This is a genomic window from Cupriavidus ulmosensis (assembly GCF_977008105.1).
In genome coordinates, this window is record NZ_CDRMWP010000002.1 from 772,370 (window position 1) to 791,081 (window position 18,712).

The following is an 18,712-nucleotide window of genomic DNA, read 5'->3' on the forward strand; positions in this document are numbered from 1 at the left end:
CTAACTCACGATGCTTGAAAACTAAAACACAGCTCCAGCACAACGTTCATCGCATCCACGAACGACCACGGGAAAAATCGTATGACTGCCACACTGCCCCCACGCACCACGCCGGCGCACGACAGCGCCGCGCAGCAGGCCCTGTACCGCAAGCTGAACTGGCGCCTGCTGCCATTCCTGCTGCTTTGCTACACCTTTGCCTACCTGGACCGCGTCAACATCGGGTTCGCCAAGCTGCAGATGCAGGGCGACCTGGGCTTTTCCGACGCCGTGTACGGGCTGGGCGCCGGCATTTTCTTCTTCGGCTACGTGCTGTTCGAAATCCCCAGCAACCTGCTGCTTCCCCGTATTGGTGCGCGCAAGACCATCAGCCGCATTCTGGTGCTCTGGGGCCTGACGTCGGCCTGCATGTTGTTCGTCCGCGACGAAACCACGTTCTACGTGATGCGCTTTCTGCTCGGCGTGTTCGAGGCCGGCTTCGCGCCCGGCATGATTTTCTACCTGACGTACTGGTACGGGCAGCAGCGCATGGCGCGCGTGATGGCCATCGTGATGCTGGCCGGGCCGCTCGGCGGCATCTTCGGCTCGCCGCTGTCGACGTGGCTGATGACCGGACTGTCCGGCACGCATGGCCTGGAAGGCTGGCAATGGATGTTCCTGGTGGAAGGGCTTCCGTGCGTGCTGCTGGGCGTGTTGGCCCTGCGCGTGCTGGCAGATCGCCCGGCCGATGCCAAATGGCTGACCGACGAGGAAAAGCGCATGCTCGCCGCCGAGCTGCACACGCCCGGCGCAGGCCACCACTCGTTCGGCCAGGTGGCGCGCGACCCGCGCGTCTACCTGCTGGCCTTCGCCTACTTCACGATGATCTGCGGCATCTACGCGGTGAGCTTCTGGCTGCCTTCCATTCTCAAGGCAGATGGCGTTACCGACACGATGAAGATCGGCCTGTATTCGATGATCCCGTATATCGCGGCCGCCATTGCCATGGTCGTCATCGGCCGGCGCTCGGACCGGCGCGGCGAGCGTCGCCTGCATAGCGCAGTGCCCGCATTCATCGGCGCCGTGGCGCTGGCCGTGGCCACGCTGTCCAGTGGCAACCTGGCGGTGTCGCTGTCCTGCATGACGATTGCCACGGCGATGATGTGGGCGGCCTACACGGTGTTCTGGGCCATTCCGTCCCAGTACCTGAAGGGCGACGCCGCGGCCGGCGGCATCGCGCTCATCAACACGATAGGCCTGATCGGCGGCTTCCTGAGCCCGACCATCATCGGCTGGGTGCGCACGGCCACGGGCAGCATGCAGGCCGGCCTGCTGGTGATGGTGGCCCTGCTGGTGGCCGGCGCGGTGACGTTGGTGGCCAACCGCATGCCCGCGCCGCAAGGCAGCCCGGCGACGGCCTGAAGATAACCATGAAGATGGAGAGTCCTGTGGTACCCCAGATCCTGATTGCCGGTTTCCAACACGAAACCAATACGTTCGCGCCGTCCAAGGCCACCTACGCCAGCTTCGAGCGCGGCGAGGGCTTTCCGGCCTTGGTGCGCGGCAACGATGTGCTGGCGCTGCGCGATGTGAATATCCCCGCCGGTGGCTTCATCCAGGCCGCGCAGCGCAATGGCTGGTCCCTGAGCCCGGTGATCTGGGCCGGCGCAAGTCCGTCGGCGCACGTGACCGAGGATGCGTTCGAGCGCATCGCGGGCGAGATCGTCGCGGCCGCCCGCGCGGGCGGCTTCGATGCCATTTACCTGGACCTGCATGGCGCGATGGTGGCCGAGCATGCCGACGATGGCGAAGGCGAACTGCTGGCACGGCTGCGCGACGTGATCGGCCCGGACGTGCCGCTGGTGGCGTCGCTCGACCTCCACGCCAACGTCACGCAACGCATGCTCGATGCCGCGGATGCGCTGGTGGCCTACCGCACGTATCCGCACGTCGACATGGCGGAAACCGGCGGGCGCGCCGCGGCACTGCTGAAGACCTTGCTGGCCGGCCCGCGCCGCTGGCGCGCTGCCGCCCGCCGCCTGCCGTTCCTGATTCCCATCAACGGCATGTGCACGATGCTGGAGCCGGCGCGCGGCTTGTACGCGGCGCTGGCCGAACTGGAGTCCGGCGCAGTGGCGTCGCTGTCGTTCACGCCAGGCTTCCCGGCGGCCGACTTTCCCGAGTGCGGACCTGTGATCTGGGGCTATGGCGAGGATGACGCCGCCGCCGAAGCTGCCGTGCAGGCGCTCTACGACAGGATGCTGGCCGAGGAGTCTGCCTGGGAGGTACCGTTCCTCTCGCCTGACGACGCGGTGCGCGAAGCCATGCGCATGGCGGAGGGGGCCACGCGTCCGGTGGTCATCGCCGATACCCAGGATAACCCCGGCGCCGGCGGCGATTCCAACACGATGGGCATGCTGCGCGCGCTGCTGCGCAACGGCGCGCGGGGCGCGGCCATCGGGCTGATCTGGGATCCGGCGGTGGCAGCGGCCGCGCATCGCGCAGGCGTGGGTGCGATGGTCGACGCGGCGCTTGGTGGCGTGTCGGGCGTGCCCGGCGACGAGCCGCTGCAGGCGCGCTTCGAGGTGCTGGGGTTGTCGGACGGTGTGTGCCGTTTTGGCGGCCCGATGATGCACGGCATGCAGGCCGATGTCGGGCCCGTGGCGCTGCTGGGCATCGAAGGCGTGCAGGTCGTGGTCAGCGGCGGCAAGGCACAGATGCTCGACCGCAATCTCTATCGCGTTGGCGGCGTCGAGCCCGAGGCGATGAAGATCCTGGTGAACAAGAGCTCGGTCCATTTTCGCGCGGACTTCCAGGGCATCGCGCACGCGGTGCTGGTGGCAAAGGCCCCCGGGCCGATGACCGCCGATCCGGCCGATCTGCCCTGGACGCGCCTGGCGCCCGGCATCCGCCTCAAGCCAATGGGCCAGCCGTTCGGCGGCTGACATCCGGCGCAATTCCGATTGCACGCTCGCCCGGTCGATGCCGGATCGCTGGCCGGCGGAGCCACCGGTGGCTCCGCCGGCATTGCGCCGTCACCGGCCCGTGCCCAACGGTACTCCGGGAATGTCGTGCCGCTGTTGACCTCGTCATACGCCGCGGAGAGGGCCGCGGGGCCAGTCGCATAGACGAGGCTGCCGCCATGTTCGCGGCCGAGCTTGCTGTTGCCTCGTCGTGATGACGGGCGTGGCAAAGCGCCTCTGGAGGTCGACACCTGTTCTGCATACTATGACCTCACTTTCAGAGGAAAAAATCATGCAGCGGACGACCTTGGAGAAGCAACTGAATTTTCTGAGAGAGATCGATCGGTTGAAGTCCGTCATGCGGCAATCACCGCTACTCGATAAAAGTCGAAAGGAGAATTCCGCCGAGCACTCATGGCACCTGGCAATGTACGCACTGGTGTTGAGCGAGTATGCCAATGGGCCTGTAAACGCCTACCGCGTGATACAGATGCTCCTGCTGCATGACGTCGTCGAAGTTGACGTCGGCGACTTCCCGATTCACGGGAAGGTGTGTGGAGAATTGCAGGCTGAACAAGAATTCAAGGCCGCGGTACGGCTGTTCGGGCTTTTGCCGCTGTCGCAACGAGACATGTTTCTCGATCTGTGGCAGGAATTTGAGCGTGCTGAGACTGAGGACGCGAAGTTCGCGAAGGCGCTTGATCGCTTTCAGCCGCTGCTCATCAACATATTCACCGGCGGCGGGACCTGGACGGAGAATGGCGTCTCGCTTGAGCAGGTTATCTCCCGATATGGTCCCGTCATCAAAAGGGGGGCACCCGAGCTATGGGACATTTGCGAGCGGTGGGTAACGCAACATTTTGCCGGACGTGGGGCGGGGAAAGTCGATGCGCTGCCCGGCGACGGAACCTGACATCGCAAGGCCACGTCCCGGAGGCCGCGTGACGTCATTCCGGTCGGGATGGATCAACAACGGCCATCCGAAGGATTGACACGGAACCGACCAACTAGTAGATTGGCTGGGTTGGTTGAGATAGCAAGCGCGCATGACACATTCCATGCGTGCCTTATAAGTAACTCGGATGAGTATCCATGAGCGTTGATCTGTCCCCCCGGGCGACCGAAATTGCAGAGCACACGAAGCAACTGCTTGTCGCAGGCGGCTATCACGGGTTCAGCTATGCGGATCTGTCCAAACTGGTGCACATCGGAAAGCCCAGCATCCATCATCATTTCCCGAGCAAGGCGGACTTGGTGCTGACGGTGGTCACGCGGCACCGGCAGCAGGCTCGGGAAGGATTGGCAGCTCTCGACCGGAACATCGAGGATCCCTTGGCACGATTGATGGCCTACGCCAATTATTGGGCCGAATGCATCCGCGATGGCACATCGTCAATGTGCATTTGCGTCATGCTTGCTACAGAATTGCCCATGATCCCGCAGGAGATTGCGGACCAGGTCAGGGGTTATTTCAACGACTTGACGACCTGGATCGCCACGGTTCTGGACAGTGGCGTGGCAAGGTCTCAGTTCAAGTTGTGCGACAGCGCGTTTGTTGAGGCTCAGACCTTCATGTCCACGATACATGGCGCGATGCTGACGGCAAGAGCCTTGGGCAATGCGGAGTCGTTTCAGGCCATTTCGAGAGTGGCAATAAGTCGCTTAAGCGCGGTCAGTTGAACATCCACCACCCATGCGGGCGCTACGGCGCCTAATTTTTGAATTGCTGTATCGACCAACTAGTTGGTTGTTTGTTTTGTAAGTCGTCATTGTCGCCCGTGCATTCATCCATGCTGCCGCCCGCGTTGCGGCGATCGGGGGGCCTTTCTTACCTTCAGAAGGAGTCATTGTCCTATGCCTAATCCCATCTCCGCGTTGGGCGCGAGTCACACCATTCTCAGCCTGGCGACTTTCGCAGCGGGTCTCTATAGCTTCGCCCGATATCAGAAAATGGATAGCATCAACCTGTCCACCAGGATCTACTTGTCCGGCATGGTGGTCTCGGTACTCACATCGTTTGGCTTGTCCAGCACAGGCGGTTTCAATGTCGGCCACGCACTGGGCATCGTTGCGCTGGTTGCGATATTGGGCGGCGTATTCGTTCCGCGGATAGGAATCCTGGGGCATGCGCGGCGATACCTGTCCCAGTTCGCATTCACGTTCAGCTTCTTTCTGTTGTTAGTCCCCGGGATCAATGAGACGCTGACGCGGTTGCCTGTCAGCCATCCCCTGGCGAGCGGTCCTGAGTCCCCCGTCGTGCGGGGCGCGCTTGCCGCGTGGCTGGGGATTTTCTTGCTGGGATCGTTATTGCAGTTCCTGTTGCTTCGTTCGTACCGCGGCCGTGCATAAGCGGAGTTTTGCGCCAACGACATTTCCCGACACGATCTTGTCGGGAAATGAAGTGCGATCCGTCGATCCTCTGGACTTCACGCCGCATCGATGCGGAGGCATGAATCTGGGAGCGAACCATGCATGCTGACAATGGCATAGTAGAGAACAACGGGAATCTGGAGAGCATGAAAATCATGCTTGACGATGACGAAGCTTTGGAGGGCGTGGAGGCGTGGCTGAATGGGCAAGGATTGACCATCAAACTAAGCGCAGGATACCCGGGGCGAAAAGCTGACGAGTACGTGGAGTCGTGCGCGGGTTGGTTGCTGCGCCTGATACAACATGCGCGCGCGGCAAACAACAAATAGCTGGCTGGCGGCCCGGGCAACTACGTGTATTTCCGTATCTTGTATCAGGGTATTGGCTGTTTCCGATGCCGACAAAACGCTACTGGCGCGAGAATCGAATGCGCGCGTCTGGTCCACCGGAAAGACATGGAGTCTCTATGGAAGAATCGTCGGCACACGGGGCCTTGCGGGACGCCTCTGAGAGAGCCATATCGTACTTGCAGTCAGTAAAAAATCGGTCGGTAATCGCCTCGCCCGAGGCCATGCGCCGTCTCGACGAACTGAGGCATGCGCTACCGCAAAAGGGCGTTGATTCGATCGAAGTCCTGCGACGCCTCGACGAGATCGGATCTCCTGCGACTGTCGCCACCGTAGGCGGACGTTATTTCGGTCTGGTGATGGGTGGCGCTTTGCCAGTTACCGTCGCGGCGAGCTGGCTGGCGACGGCGTGGGACCAGAATGCCTGCTTCCGATGGACTTCTCCGATTGCGGCGACGCTGGAAGATGTATCGCTGCAATGGCTTCGCGACTTGTTCGGCATGCCGGAAGGCGTCGCAGGGGCGTTTGTCAGTGGCGCATCCATGGCCAGCCTGACCGGGCTGGCATCCGCGCGCCACGCGCTTCTTTCGCGTCTGGGTTGGGACGTGGAAGCCAAAGGCATTTATGGGGCGCCCGAACTCCGTGTTGTTGTCAGTGAAGAGGTTCACGTGACGGTGTTGAAGGCGCTCTCGTTACTCGGCCTCGGACGCGAGCGCGTTATCCTGGTCCCGACCGACCGCCGCGGGCGGCTCAAAGTCGATAGCATGCCGGCGCTCGATGGCCGCACAATTGTCTGCATCCAGGCTGGTAATGTGAACACCGGTGATTTCGATCCGGCGGCGGAAATCTGCCTTCGTGCAAGGCAGGCCGGCGCCTGGGTCCATGTCGATGGTGCTTTCGGTCTCTGGGCACTTGCGAATCGGAATTTCGATGCGTTGACGGCTGGCCTGGCCGAGGCGGATTCCTGGGCGACGGACGGCCATAAGTGGCTCAACGTTCCTTATGATAGTGGCATCGTCCTTGTTCGGAACGCAGCGGATCTACGGGCAGCAATGTCGGCGAATGCGGCGTACCTGGCCGAGGGTGCCGAGGAGGGACGTGAGCCTTCCCACTACACACCGGAATCGTCCAGGCGGGCGCGTGGCGTCGAGATATGGGCCGCGTTGCTGCATCTCGGCCGCGACGGTATTGCAGAGCTCGTCGGGCAATTCTGCAGCCTTGCACGTCAGTTCGCTGACGGCCTTTCGAGCCACGGATACGAAATACTCAATGATGTCGTGCTTAACCAGGTGCTCGTATCATTCGGATCGTCCGAGGCAACGCGAGCCGTCATCGATTCGCTCCAGGCAGAGGGCGTCTGTTGGTGTGGCGGAACATCATGGCAGGGCCGCACTGCAATGCGCATCAGCGTTGCGAATTGGGCAACGACCGAGACAGACGTCGACCTCAGCATTCAAGCCATGGTAAGGGCCGCGACAGGTTCCCCGCGCGTGTGAGTGCTTGGAGCCTGTTTCGAGATTCGAGGATGGGCGATTCTGCGCAGCGGCACACCGCCCATCGCGATGTAGCGCGTCGCCTCGGATACATCCGGGCGTCGCTCGCGGTTCCTCACGAGACGACGCCAACGCACCGTCTGCCAAGGCCAGAATTCCTGGGCAACATGCGCCAGCCGCAACCGGAGCGCACCAGGTAGCACGGTGCATTGATCACCTCGCGCAGATAAGGCGAGTGTTTCGGGCGTTCTCATCAAATCGATCGTTGTCGTGCGCGCCCGGTGCGCCCTGGCGGGCCAGGACTTGCCTCGTCGACGACGCCGGCGATGCTGGACTCGTGGGAGTCGCTGGTTTCGGGCGGCAACCGGCCCCGATCCGCCGCCGCCAGTCCTGCGCCTGGCTCTCTTCCATGACGATGCCGCCGTGCTGCCGGCGACCGATCCCTCCCCGCGGGTCCCGATCGCGATCAGGGCGTGCGGCGTGGCCGACGCCAACCTCTTCCTTGGGGAACGACAGCCGCCGGTGTGCTTCCACAAGCACAATGATCTCCATTCATGGGAAACGTTTCCTCAAAATGGCGGGCGACGCTCAATTGGCCGCCATGCTGTCTGGCGGAAGATCAGCGCATACCCACGGAAATCAGGGATAAATAGGGGTAATCCCGGGCATCGTATGGTTTGACTTCCATGCCTGATGCGGCGAATATGAGAAAACGTTTTCTCAACAGGCTTTCCCCAGCCCAAAAAAGTCCCGATGCGTACCTCCCGCTTTCCCGCCGACACCCTTCCCCCCACTGGTAATCTGATCAACGGCAACTGGGTCGACTCCGGCGACCGCTTCGACGTGGACGACAAGTTCACCGGCGAGACCATTGCCACGCTGTCCTCCGCCACGCGCGAGCAGGTCTCGCAGGCCGTGCGCATTGCCAAAGAGGCGGTCGATGCCGGCCCGCAGGCGCCATACGACCGCAGCTTGGTGCTGCGGCGCGCGGCGGATCTGCTGGAAGCGTGGCGCAGCCGCTTTGTCGATGCGATGACCACCGAAGCCGGCTTCACGCTGGTCGACGCCAACAACGAGGTCGACCGCGCCAAGGTCACGCTGACCCTGTGCGCCAACGAATCCACGCAGTTGACCGGGGAAGTGGTGCCGTTCGCCGCCAGCCCCGGCGCGCACAAGCGCATCGGCTTCACGCAGCGTTTCCCGGTGGGCGTGGTGTGCGCCATCACCCCGTTCAATTCGCCGCTCAATACCGTGCTGCACAAGGTGGGGCCCGCGTACGCGGCAGGCAACGCGGTCGTCCTCAAGCCGTCGGCCTTCACGCCGCTGACCAGCGCGCTGCTGGGCCAGGTGCTGCTGGAGGCCGGCATGCCGGCGCCGTTCCTGTCGATCCTGCAAGGCGAGGGCGACACGGTGGGGGCGTGGCTGCTGGAAGAGCAGGACGTAGCCTTCTACACGTTCACCGGCAGCACGCGCGTCGGCCGCATCATCCAGCGCGCGGCCGGCCTGCGCCGCACGCAGATGGAGCTGGGCAGCATTGCCAGCACGTTCGTCGCGGCCGATGCCGATCTGGATCGCGCCATTCCCAGGATCGCCAATGCCGGCCTGCGCAAGGCCGGGCAGGTCTGCACGTCCGTGCAGCGCCTGTATGTGGACCGCCGCATTGCCGACGAGGTCGCGCAGCGCCTGGTCGCGTTCGCCGGGACGCTGGTGGCCGGCGATCCGCGCGATCCGGCCACGCGCGTGGGGCCGCTGATCAGCGAACAGGCGGCGATCCGCGCCGAGACGTGGATCGGCGAGGCCGCCGCCGCGGGCGCGCGCGTGCTGTGCGGCGGCGCGCGCCGCCGCTCGGTCATCGATCCGGTCGTCATGACCGACGTGCCCGACGAAGGCCGCGTGTGGTGCCAGGAAGCGTTCGCGCCGCTGATCGCGCTGCGGCCGTTCGACGATTTCGACGCGGCGCTGGCCAGCGCCAACAGCACGCCGTTCGGGCTGGCGGCGGGCATCTTCACGCAGGACATCGATCGCGCCATGAAGGCGGCGGCAACGCTGCGCTTCGGCACGGTGCAGATCAACGAGACGTCGAGCGCGCGCTCGGACGTGATGCCGTTCGGCGGCGTCAAGGACAGCGGCTTCGGCAAGGAAGGGCCGCACTACGCCATGCGCGAGATGACCGAAGAGCGTCTCGTCGTCTTCAATCCTTGATGAGGCCCGCCATGACATCGCGCGCATCCGGCCGCCGCATGGTCCTCAAGGCGGGCGGCGCGGCGGCGCTCGCCTTGCTCTCGGGCGGCGCTTTCGCACAGACGTATCCCGCCAGGCCGCTGACGCTGATCGTGCCGTTCGCGGCGGGCGGGCCCACCGACATTCTCGGGCGCGTCATCGCCGAGGGCATGGCGCGCGATCTCGGCCAGCCCGTGGTCGTCGAGAACCTGCCCGGCGCGGGCGGCACGCTCGGCACGGCCCGCGCGGTACGCGCCGCGCCGGACGGCTACACGCTGGTGATCGGCAATGTCGGCACGCTGGCCGCCAACGCCACGCTGTACAAGTCGCTGTCTTACAACGTGCTGAAAGACCTGATCCCGCTGGCCTCGGTCGGCGACGCGCCGCAGGTCATCACGGCGCGCAAGGATTTTCCGGCGACGGGTCTCGATCAGTTCGCCGCCTACGCGCGCCAGAACGCCGGCAAGATGAACGCGGGCGCGGCCGGCGTGGGCTCCGGCTCGTTCCTTGGCAGCGTGCTGGTGAATGCCAGGCTTGGCGTCAACGTCAATATCGCCAACTACCGCGGCGCGGGCCCGGCGCTCAACGATGTGGCCGCCGGCCACATCGACTACCTGGTGGACAGCACCACCACGTCCACCAGCTTCATCAAGTCGGGCATGGTCAAGGGCGTCGTCGTGCTGCGCCCCAGGCGGATCAGTGCGCTGCCCGACGTGCCGGCCGCCGGCGAGTCGGGCATCAAGGACCTGAACTACGACATCTGGAACATGGTCCTCGCGCCGAAGGGCACGCCGGCCCCGGTGGTGGCGCGACTCAACAAGGCACTGCGCAGCGCGGTGCGCGACCCGCAGACCCAGGCGCGGCTCGCGCCGGCCGGCGTGGAAGTGCCGGCCGAGCGCCAGCAGACGCCGGAAGGCGCGGCCGAGCTGCTGGCCGGCTCGGTGGCCACCTGGCGCACGCTGTTGTCCGGGCTCAACGTCACACTCGATTAGCATCCCCGGCCACAGGCCGAAACATAAGAAATTCTGGAGACAGACCATGATGCATTCCCTCAAGAAGATCGCGCGCACGGCAGGCGCATTCGTTGCGCTGGCCGCTGCGGCAGGTGTCGTGGCAGGTGTCGCGGCAAGTCCGGCCGTCGCCGCCGACTGGCCGACCAAGCCCATCACCATCGTGGCGCCGTTCACGCCCGGCGGCACCACCGACATCGTGGCGCGCGCGATCGCGGCGCAGCTGCAGCGCGAACTCGGACAAGCGGTGATGGTGGACAACCGCCCCGGCGCGGGCGGCACGCTCGGCGCCGCGATGGTGGCGCGCGCGCAGCCCGACGGCTACACGCTGCTGCTGGCGAACGTGGGCCACGCGGCGGCGCCGGCGCTCTACAAGAACCTGCCTTACGACTTCGAAAAGGACATGACGCAGATCACGACCGTCGCGGTCGTGCCGAACGTGCTGATCGTGCGCAAGTCGCTGCCGGTCAACAACGTCAAGGAACTGATCGCCTACATGAAGGAGCATCACGCCGAGGCGACGTACGGCTCGGCCGGCATCGGCACCACGCAGCACCTGTCCGCCGAGCTGCTGAAGAAGCAGGCGTCGTTCGATGCCGTGCACGTACCGTACAAGGGCGCCTCGCCGATGATGACCGACATCATCGGCGGCCGCGTGACCTTCGCGCTCGACTCCGCCGCCTCGGCCAACGCCCAGCTTGCCGGCGGCAACATCAAGGCGCTGGCGGTGACCACCGCGCAGCGCACGCGCTTCCTGCCGAACGTGCCGACGCTGAGCGAATCCGGCGTGCCGGGCTATCAGATGAGCACGTGGTACAGCCTCGCCGCGCCGCGCAACCTGGCCGCGCCGATCCGCGACCGCATCTACCAGGCCGTGGTGGCCAGCATGAAGGATCCCGCCATGCAAAGCACGCTGCAAGGCATGGCGGCGGAGCCGGGCGGCATGGCGCCGGCCGCGCTGACCACGTTCGTGCATGCGGAAACCAAGCGCTGGACGACCATCGCCGCCGGCTTCTCCGCGGCCGACTGATCGATCCCCATCGATTCCCTGTCGATTCGACTATCTTTTCATGTCCATTACCGATATCTCCACCTTCTTTTGCCCGACTCGCATCTACATGGGCGCCGGGTCCCATGAAAAAATCGCCACCATCGTGCGCGATCGTGGCTGCAAGCGCGTGTTCATCGCGGTGGATGCCGCGCTGCTCGCCAGCGATTTCTACGGGCGCGTGGCCGCGCTGCTGGAGCGCGAAGGCGTGGCCATCGCCACCTACTCGGAGATCGAACCCGACCCGAGCGCGCATACCGTGGCGCGCGCGCTGGAGGTCTGCCGCGCGCACGAGGCCACGGCCATCATCGCCATCGGCGGCGGCAGCACCATCGACGTGGCCAAGGCGGTCGGCATCGTGCTCGCCAACGGAGGCCGCATCCATGACTACGAGGGCATCGAGGCATTCTCGATCGCGCCGCCGCCGCTGATCGCGATTCCGACCACGGCGGGCACGGGCTCGGAGGTATCGGGCTCCTGCGTCATCACGGATACGGAAAAGAACCTCAAGATGTCGATTCGCCATGCCGCGCTCAACCCGGCGGCATTCGCGATCCTCGATCCGCTGGCACTGCGCACCGTGCCGGGTCATGTGGCGGCGCACTCCGGCATCGATGCCTTCGTCCATGCGTTCGAGTCGTACATCTCGCGCCAGTCCAACCTGATCACCGACGCCATCAATATCCAGGCGATCGAACTGCTGGCGGGGAACATCCGCCAGTTCGTGGCCGACCGGGAGAACCTGGAGGCCGCCACCAACATGCTGTGCGGCTCGGCGCTGGCCGGCATCACGTTCGGGCAGACCGGCCTGGGGAACGTGCACTGCATGGCGCGTTTCGTCGGTGCGGAGTTCCACCTGTCGCACGGGCTGTCCAATGCGCTGTGCCTGCCGGCGGTGGCGCGCTTCAACCTGATCGCCAATCCCGCCAAGTATGCGAAGGTGGCGGCGGCAATGGGACGGCCCGTGCAAGGGCTGCCGGTGCTCGACGCCGCGCGCATGGCGGTGGAAGCCATCGAGGCGCTTTGCGCGGACCTTGGCATCCCGCGCCGCCTGCGCGACGCGGGCGTGACCGGGGACAAGCTGGAGGGGATGGCGCAGTTGTGCGTGCAGGCCAACTATAATCGCTGGAATCCCCGGAAGACGACCCTTGCCGATTTCCGGAATCTGTTCCAAGAAGCCTTTTGATTCTGATCCGGAAGCCGATTTGACCAAGCGCGTGACTGTCCATGACGTCGCCCGCGCGGCGGGCGTCGCGATAGCGACCGTCTCGCGCGTGGCGAACGGGGTGCCTACCGTGGCGGAGGACGTGCGCGTGCGCGTCCAGGCCGCCATCGACGAACTGGGATGGAAGCCCAGCGTGGCGGCGCAGAGCATGCGGGGCGTGTCCGCGCGCATGATCGGCTTCATCTTCTCCGACATCCGCAACCCGATCTATTCGGCGATGGTCAAGGGTGCCGAAGGCATCCTCAGCGAACACGGCTACATGATCATGGTGGCCAGCAGCGACGGCAGCAGCGAGCGCGAACTCGCGCTGCTCGACCTGTTCCGGCAACGTGGCGCCGACGGCGTCATCTTCGCGGTGCAGGACGAATCCAACGGCAAGGTGCTGGCCAACATCCGCTCCGGCAACCTGCCCGTGGTGCTGCTCGAGCGCGAACTCGACGCCCCGGTCAATGCCGTCGGCGCCGATCACCTCAGCGGCACCCGGCGCGCCGCCGAATACCTGATCAGCCTGGGGCACCGCCGCATCGCCATGATCACCGGCGGCAGCGGCACGCGCGTGGCGCGCGACCGCCTGCTGGGTTTGCAGCAGGCCTACGACCAGGCCGGCCTGGCCGTGGATCCGCAACTGCTGCGGCTCGACAGCTTCTCGACCGAATACGCATACCGGGAAATGCAGATGCTGCTGAGCCTGCCGGAGCCGCCCACCGCGGCGATCGTGCTCGGCATGCCGCTTCTGTCCGGCGTGCTCCCGGCCATCCGCATCAGCAATCGCCGCATTCCCGAGGATATTTCGCTGATCGCCTCGAACGACAGCGAACTCGCCCAACTGGCCACCCCGCCAGTCTCCGTGATCCGCTATGACGCCCACGCGCTCGGCAACGAAGCCGCGCGCATACTGCTGCGGCAGTTGAAGGGCGAGGTGCCGCCTGACCGGATCCGCATCCAGATTCCGACGGAGCTGGTCCTGCGCGGGTCGTGCGCGCCGCCGGGGGGATGATTCGGGTCTGTTTCGTGCGCGTGATGACTCGGCAGCCGTTGGCGCATCTTTGGGAATGGCTTCGTGACCGGCTTACGCCACGTATCTTCTACGATGATCCGAAATCTTTGTGCGCGCGCGCTTCTTGTCACTGCGGTGATGATCCATTAGCAGGAATATAGGTTTCCGCGAAACGCTCGCTTTTTTCGGCCTTATTGCCGGGAATGCCGACGCTGACACCCTGCTTATGCTTGTGCAACCCATTACTAATAGCCCTTTAAAGATAATTTTTTAGGCTTTATAAGTTATGTAAAAATCTGATTTAAGAAATTTTCAGATCAGGGCGACAGGGGGCTATGGAATGCATCGCTCCTGGATCAAATCCATTCACTTTCCAACGGTGTGGACCTGCAGTCAACGGGCGCGCTGGTCGCCGGCAATGCCGTGTCAATCAATGCTGCCGGCAGCGTGGAGAACAGCGGAACGATCGTCGGTGACATCGCCACGCAGGTGGTGGGTACCGATATCGTCAATCGGGGCAGCATCGGAGGCACGGGTACGACCGTGGTGAGCGCGACGCAGGACGTGCGCAACCTGGGCGGCCGCATTGGCGGACAGGATGTGGTGGTCGCCGCCGGCCGCGATGTCGTCAATGAATCGCAGACGATCACGAATACCACCGTGCTTGCCAACGGCAATAGCGCGAGCGCCACCGGGATTGGCGCGGTGGCGTCGATCTCGGGGACGAACAATGTGGCCGTGATGGTCGGGCGCGACCTGACGTCGACGGGCGCCACGCTCAGCGCCGGCAACGACCTCGCGCTGGGCGCGGGCCGGGACATGCGCTTCGGTACCGTGGCGACGGGCACCACCCAAGATGCCACCGCGCATGGCGGACAGGACTATCTGCACGGCCAGACCGTCGTCAATCAGGGCAGTACCATACAGGCCGGCCAAAGCGTCACCGCCGTCGCCGGCCGCGACATGACGCTGACGAACACCAACGTCCAGGCGGGTGCCAACGCGGCGCTGGTTGCCGGGCAGAACGTTGCCATCGTCAATGCGACCGATGCGCATACGCACAGCGAAGCGGCGCAATCGAACCGGCAGCAATCGAGCTACACCCAATCGTCGTATGACGAAACGGTGCAGGGCAGCAACGTCCAGGCGGGCCGCAATGTCTCGATCGGCGCGGGGCAATCCACGCTGGCCGCCATGGCTCTCGCGGCGAACGGCATTACTGCGGCGTCGACGACCGGGTCGGGCAGCGTCGCGATCACGGGTAGCGCCGTGTCCGCAGGTAATGACGGCAAGGGCGGCGGCACGCTGGCGGTTGTGGCAACGGACGGCGTGACAGTGAGCGAAGCCCGCGAGGTACACGATGCCGCGTCGGAGAGCCGCACCCGCAGCAGCGGTTTCCTTTCGCGCAGCTCCACGCACGACCAGAGCAGCAGCCATGAGGACCTGGGCGTGGGTAGTACGCTCGCGGGCGATAGCGTTGGGCTGAAGGCCAACAACGACGTCACGATCCGTCAGAGTGCGGTCATTGGCTCGGATGCGGTGAATCTCCAGTCCACCCAGGGCAACGTGCTGATCACGGCGGGCCAGAACGTGCGGGAATCCAGCGTCTCGCACGAGGAATCGAAGTCTGGCGTGTCCGCCTTCGCGGGAGCCGGCGGCATCGGCGTGTCGGTGGGCAGCAGCGGCGGCAGCGCAAGCGGCCATGTGCTGGCGGTGACGCAGAGCGACGCGCGCTCGACGGTCGGGGCGACCGATGGCAACGTGACCATCCTGGCCGGCCAGGATGCCACCGTCATCGGCAGCGACGTGATCGCGGGCCGCAAGGACGGTAACGAGGATGTCGGCCATATCGACATCCTGGCGAAGAACGTGACGATCGCCGAGGGCATCGACCGCATCGCGCGGGAATCGAGCGCCAGCAGCCGGTCGAGCGGCCTGTCGGTGGCGCTGGTGGGCACCCCGCTGGATACGGCCAACAATCTGCGGGATGCGCAGCAGAACCCGAGCGGCGTGACGCGCGCGAAGCAGACGCTGAGCGAGCTTGGCGCCGCGGCCGGTACCACGCCGCAGGTCGCCATATCGTTCAGCAACAGCAAGAGCAGCAGCCAGTCGTCGAGCGTGGCCACCATCAGCAGCGGCAGCAGCCTGAGCGGCGCGGGCGACGTTCGCGTGCGGGCCACCGGCAACGGCGAGACCGATGCCAACGGGCGCGCATTGGACGGGAACATTCTCGTCTCGGGCAGCACCATCAGCGCCGGCCAGGCCGCGGTGCTGGACGCCGCACGCGACGTGGCGCTGCGGGCTTCCACCGATACCTACACCGAGTCCAACAGCGCCACTAGCAGCGGCTGGAAGATCAGTACCGCGACGCCCAGCCTGGGCGATATTGGCCGGCACATCGAGGGCGGTCCCAACAACAGCGGCGTGAGTATGGTGCCCTACGGCAGCCAGCGCGCCGATGCCAGTGGCGATCTGGCCAGCAGCCAGCAGAACGCAGGCGCATGTGGATTGGGCGGGCAACGCGAACCTGCTGCAAAGCGGGGCCAACAGCCTCGCGGCCACCGCGGCGGGCAACGCGCAGAAGCCGATTGACGGCAATGCCGCAGGCGTCACCAAGAGCGCGATTGCGGCTGGCTCTGTCGAGATTACCGACAGCGCGGGCCAGCAGGCGAAGACGGGCAAGAGCGCCGAGGAGACCGTTGCCAGTCTGAATCGCGACACGGCCAACGCCAACCAGAGCATCGACAAGATCTTTGATGCGCAGAAGGTGACGGATCAGCGGGAGCTGAACCAGTTGCAGAGCCAGGTGGCACAGCAACTGGCGCCGATGGTGTATGACCAGGTCGGCATGTTGACGCGGGATCAACCGCCGGAAGTGAAGGTGGCGGTCCATACCGTCATCGGTGGCCTGCTGGCGCAAGCGATGGGTGGTAGCTTCGCGGCGGGAGCCGCTGGCGACGCGGTGGCCACCGCGGCAGCCGAACTGGTGGGCCAGCAGATCCTGAATAACCCGGACTTGCAGACACTGTCCGAGCAGGACCGCAAGGCGCTGGTGCAGATCGCGGGGACCATCGTGGCGGCGGGGGCTGGCGCTGCGGTGGGCGGTACGATACAGGATGCGGCGGCGGCGGGGGCAGCGGGGGGGCTGGGGACGCAATACAACTACCTCAACCACACTCAGAAGAAGGAACGCGCTGAAGCAACGACCGCCTGTAAGGACGCAGACTGCAAGAAGCAGGTGCAGGCTAAGTATGCTGCGGAGTGGGAGAAGAATCGGGCAAGCGTAGAGAATTGCTCAAGCCAGTCCGAGTGCCTTTCGGTCGCCCAAGGATTGCGAGAGGAACAGCAGGCTCAGGGGCAGCGCATGGCTGAGCTGCAAGCCAAAGGGCCGCTCAACTGGACCGAGGCTGAAAGCCTAGAATACACTGATTTGCGCTTTGGCGACGCCAGCTTGAATCGAATGCGCAGTGTCGCAATTGGCAATGCGAATCGATTGGCAGGAAACGACCCGCTTGATGTAAAGGCTGTGGCCGATCTGGTTGCCGACATTGGAATCGGAGCGGCTTCTGGCTTCGGCGTCACCACAGGAAAGTACTCGCCGAATGTAGGTGCGGTCGGGAATATGAAGCAGTACCTTTCCAGCGATGGATTTGGGTCGGAACTGAGCGAATCGGTTCGAAAGACCTCGCAGCAATACCAAGGGCAGAGTATTTATAAAGCGACAAGTGATATTGGGGAAAATATTTCGCGAGGGGGCCAGCTGTATTTAGATGGGTTGCACAAAGATCATATTGAGGTTTTCGACAGAAACGGAAAATTCAAGGCATCACTCAATCTCGATGGGACGATAAATGAGGCCAAAACAACATCAGGTCAAGGGAGGGCGATAAAGTGAGGCGAAATTTTGAGATTTTTAAATCACTATTATTAGATTTGGCAAAATCGAAAGGAATAACAGAGGATGATCTGGATGGATATGATGAGGCTAGGGACGAGTTCAATTGGCATATAAACTGGAAACGAAATCTTGACGATTGGTTTGAGATGAAGATGCAGCGCATTTGTGATGCCATTGAGCTTTATGAGGCGGCAACTAAGCAGGGGGACCTGTTGGCTGCACGCGCCGGCTTGCAGGACGTGCGATTAGCCACTCACGATCTGATGAATTTCTTCGATGATATTCGCGAGGATTTGATAAAGATTTCTTCAGATAGTAGATTCGGTTGGCCTGATTTTCCTGATGATTATAAGATTCCGGAGGTCTACAACTATTCAAAAAAATGATTTGAGGTCAATGATGAGAGAGGCGTCCATCAAAGATCGCAGCCTTAAGATTCACGTGCCTCACTTGCGATGGGGTAAGCGATTACGCTTGACTCTTGTGATCGCCAGGCTTCCTGTGGGTTTTGTGGGCGACTTGGTTAGTAGGTGCGATGCCGCGCCAGCCCGCATTGCATGCAGTTCCGTAGTATGTATCCGAACATTCAACTAAATATATTCATGAAATAATGAATGCATCTGACTCCTATTCTTCCTTGTGCAACTTGGTAAGGGGAATATTTAGTTCGGCTATTAGCGGGCACGGCCTGCGTCCATACCAATCGTTTGCGTATACCTACGATGAGATAGAAGGAGAATTCTCCAATGGGGAGTTCTCGCGACTTTACTTGCTAGTCGCGCTGCTCGTCTGCGCAAAGGAAGTCAGTCTCTCCTTGGATTATGAAGACCCCTTCACGCAGGATGTACTCTGCGAGCTTAAGAAGGCGGTCAAAGGATTTGAGGCGCAAAGCGGTGATGGCAAACCTTTCGACGATGATGACCTCGTCACCGATATAAGATCAGTTCGAGATACGTACTTAGCGAAAGTTTGATCCTCTGTAGATTGATTCATTTGTTGTCCCCCCCGCCGTGAGCTAAGGATGTTCCCGCAGGGTGTCCATCCCATTCTGGACGCCGCGTGTCTATTCTACGTGCCATGGTATTGGCGGTGCATCCATACTGCATATTCAAACGAGAGCGCTGCTATAAAGGCCTACAGCGGATATCAAATGGAATAATTA

15 protein-coding genes and 1 pseudogene are annotated in these 18,712 nt (G+C 63.4%); 15 read left to right on the plus strand and 1 reads right to left on the minus strand.

Features of this window, described 5'->3' with window-relative positions:
- The first annotated feature begins 81 nt into the window (after window positions 1-81).
- The 7 genes from ACWTPI_RS23315 (at window position 82) to ACWTPI_RS23345 (ending at window position 7,155) form a co-directional block, all read left to right on the plus strand.
- Complete coding sequence (locus ACWTPI_RS23315) at window positions 82-1,401, plus strand: MFS transporter (protein ID WP_059413668.1); 1,320 nt, start codon at window positions 82-84, stop codon at window positions 1,399-1,401.
- 14 nt (window positions 1,402-1,415) lie between these two features.
- Entirely contained in the window at window positions 1,416-2,924 is a 1,509-nt protein-coding gene (locus ACWTPI_RS23320) for a M81 family metallopeptidase (protein WP_454732857.1), read from the plus strand.
- Window positions 2,925-3,234: 310 nt separating this feature from the next.
- Window positions 3,235-3,855, plus strand: a complete 621-nt coding sequence (locus ACWTPI_RS23325) for an HD domain-containing protein (protein ID WP_454732858.1) — start codon at window positions 3,235-3,237, stop codon at window positions 3,853-3,855.
- Between the two features lie 179 nt (window positions 3,856-4,034).
- A complete protein-coding gene (locus tag ACWTPI_RS23330; RefSeq protein WP_020200671.1) occupies window positions 4,035-4,622 on the plus strand; it encodes a TetR/AcrR family transcriptional regulator in 588 nt (195 codons plus the stop codon).
- Between the two features lie 174 nt (window positions 4,623-4,796).
- Complete coding sequence (locus ACWTPI_RS23335) at window positions 4,797-5,291, plus strand: hypothetical protein (RefSeq protein ID WP_454732859.1); 495 nt, start codon at window positions 4,797-4,799, stop codon at window positions 5,289-5,291.
- A gap of 119 nt (window positions 5,292-5,410) precedes the next feature.
- On the plus strand, window positions 5,411-5,641 hold the full coding sequence (locus ACWTPI_RS23340; RefSeq protein WP_156173944.1) for a hypothetical protein: 231 nt from the start codon (window positions 5,411-5,413) through the stop codon (window positions 5,639-5,641).
- 137 nt (window positions 5,642-5,778) lie between these two features.
- On the plus strand, window positions 5,779-7,155 hold the full coding sequence (locus tag ACWTPI_RS23345; RefSeq protein WP_454732860.1) for a pyridoxal phosphate-dependent decarboxylase family protein: 1,377 nt from the start codon (window positions 5,779-5,781) through the stop codon (window positions 7,153-7,155).
- Window positions 7,156-7,265: 110 nt separating this feature from the next.
- Here the strand turns inward: ACWTPI_RS23345 and ACWTPI_RS23350 are convergent.
- Window positions 7,266-7,378: pseudogene (locus ACWTPI_RS23350) on the minus strand (transposase); the annotation flags it as partial.
- A 527-nt stretch (window positions 7,379-7,905) separates the two neighbouring features.
- Here ACWTPI_RS23350 and ACWTPI_RS23355 point away from each other — a divergent pair.
- From ACWTPI_RS23355 to ACWTPI_RS23390, 8 genes are all read left to right on the plus strand, one after another.
- Window positions 7,906-9,354, plus strand: a complete 1,449-nt coding sequence (locus ACWTPI_RS23355; RefSeq protein ID WP_454732861.1) for an aldehyde dehydrogenase family protein — start codon at window positions 7,906-7,908, stop codon at window positions 9,352-9,354.
- Window positions 9,355-9,365: 11 nt separating this feature from the next.
- Window positions 9,366-10,364: a tripartite tricarboxylate transporter substrate-binding protein gene (locus ACWTPI_RS23360; protein ID WP_454732862.1), complete on the plus strand. Its 999-nt coding sequence runs from the start codon at window positions 9,366-9,368 to the stop codon at window positions 10,362-10,364.
- 46 nt (window positions 10,365-10,410) lie between these two features.
- Window positions 10,411-11,412 (plus strand): tripartite tricarboxylate transporter substrate binding protein, encoded by a 1,002-nt coding sequence (locus tag ACWTPI_RS23365; protein ID WP_454732863.1) that lies wholly within the window; start codon window positions 10,411-10,413, stop codon window positions 11,410-11,412.
- A 40-nt stretch (window positions 11,413-11,452) separates the two neighbouring features.
- On the plus strand, window positions 11,453-12,616 hold the full coding sequence (locus ACWTPI_RS23370; RefSeq protein WP_454732864.1) for an iron-containing alcohol dehydrogenase: 1,164 nt from the start codon (window positions 11,453-11,455) through the stop codon (window positions 12,614-12,616).
- 19 nt (window positions 12,617-12,635) lie between these two features.
- Entirely contained in the window at window positions 12,636-13,652 is a 1,017-nt protein-coding gene (locus ACWTPI_RS23375) for a LacI family DNA-binding transcriptional regulator (protein ID WP_454732865.1), read from the plus strand.
- A 381-nt stretch (window positions 13,653-14,033) separates the two neighbouring features.
- Window positions 14,034-16,244 carry a beta strand repeat-containing protein gene (locus ACWTPI_RS23380; RefSeq protein ID WP_454732866.1) on the plus strand — a complete coding sequence of 737 codons (2,211 nt, stop codon included), beginning with the start codon at window positions 14,034-14,036 and terminating at the stop codon, window positions 16,242-16,244.
- A 1,299-nt stretch (window positions 16,245-17,543) separates the two neighbouring features.
- Window positions 17,544-17,936, plus strand: coding sequence for a hypothetical protein (locus tag ACWTPI_RS23385; protein WP_155887906.1), 393 nt, complete (start codon window positions 17,544-17,546; stop codon window positions 17,934-17,936).
- A gap of 224 nt (window positions 17,937-18,160) precedes the next feature.
- A complete protein-coding gene (locus ACWTPI_RS23390; protein WP_454732867.1) occupies window positions 18,161-18,523 on the plus strand; it encodes a hypothetical protein in 363 nt (120 codons plus the stop codon).
- Window positions 18,524-18,712 lie beyond the last annotated feature (189 nt).

Excerpts from the sequence above, each read along its gene's own strand:
- ACWTPI_RS23315 (WP_059413668.1), top strand. The coding sequence starts at position 82 with ATGACTGCCACACTGCCCCCACGCACCACGCCGGCGCACGACAGCGCC.
- ACWTPI_RS23320 (WP_454732857.1), top strand. The coding sequence starts at position 1,416 with ATGGAGAGTCCTGTGGTACCCCAGATCCTGATTGCCGGTTTCCAACAC.
- ACWTPI_RS23325 (WP_454732858.1), top strand. The coding sequence starts at position 3,235 with ATGCAGCGGACGACCTTGGAGAAGCAACTGAATTTTCTGAGAGAGATC.
- ACWTPI_RS23330 (WP_020200671.1), top strand. The coding sequence starts at position 4,035 with ATGAGCGTTGATCTGTCCCCCCGGGCGACCGAAATTGCAGAGCACACG.
- ACWTPI_RS23335 (WP_454732859.1), top strand. The coding sequence starts at position 4,797 with ATGCCTAATCCCATCTCCGCGTTGGGCGCGAGTCACACCATTCTCAGC.
- ACWTPI_RS23340 (WP_156173944.1), top strand. The coding sequence starts at position 5,411 with ATGCATGCTGACAATGGCATAGTAGAGAACAACGGGAATCTGGAGAGC.
- ACWTPI_RS23345 (WP_454732860.1), top strand. The coding sequence starts at position 5,779 with ATGGAAGAATCGTCGGCACACGGGGCCTTGCGGGACGCCTCTGAGAGA.
- ACWTPI_RS23355 (WP_454732861.1), top strand. The coding sequence starts at position 7,906 with ATGCGTACCTCCCGCTTTCCCGCCGACACCCTTCCCCCCACTGGTAAT.
- ACWTPI_RS23360 (WP_454732862.1), top strand. The coding sequence starts at position 9,366 with ATGACATCGCGCGCATCCGGCCGCCGCATGGTCCTCAAGGCGGGCGGC.
- ACWTPI_RS23365 (WP_454732863.1), top strand. The coding sequence starts at position 10,411 with ATGATGCATTCCCTCAAGAAGATCGCGCGCACGGCAGGCGCATTCGTT.
- ACWTPI_RS23370 (WP_454732864.1), top strand. The coding sequence starts at position 11,453 with ATGTCCATTACCGATATCTCCACCTTCTTTTGCCCGACTCGCATCTAC.
- ACWTPI_RS23390 (WP_454732867.1), top strand. The coding sequence starts at position 18,161 with ATGAATGCATCTGACTCCTATTCTTCCTTGTGCAACTTGGTAAGGGGA.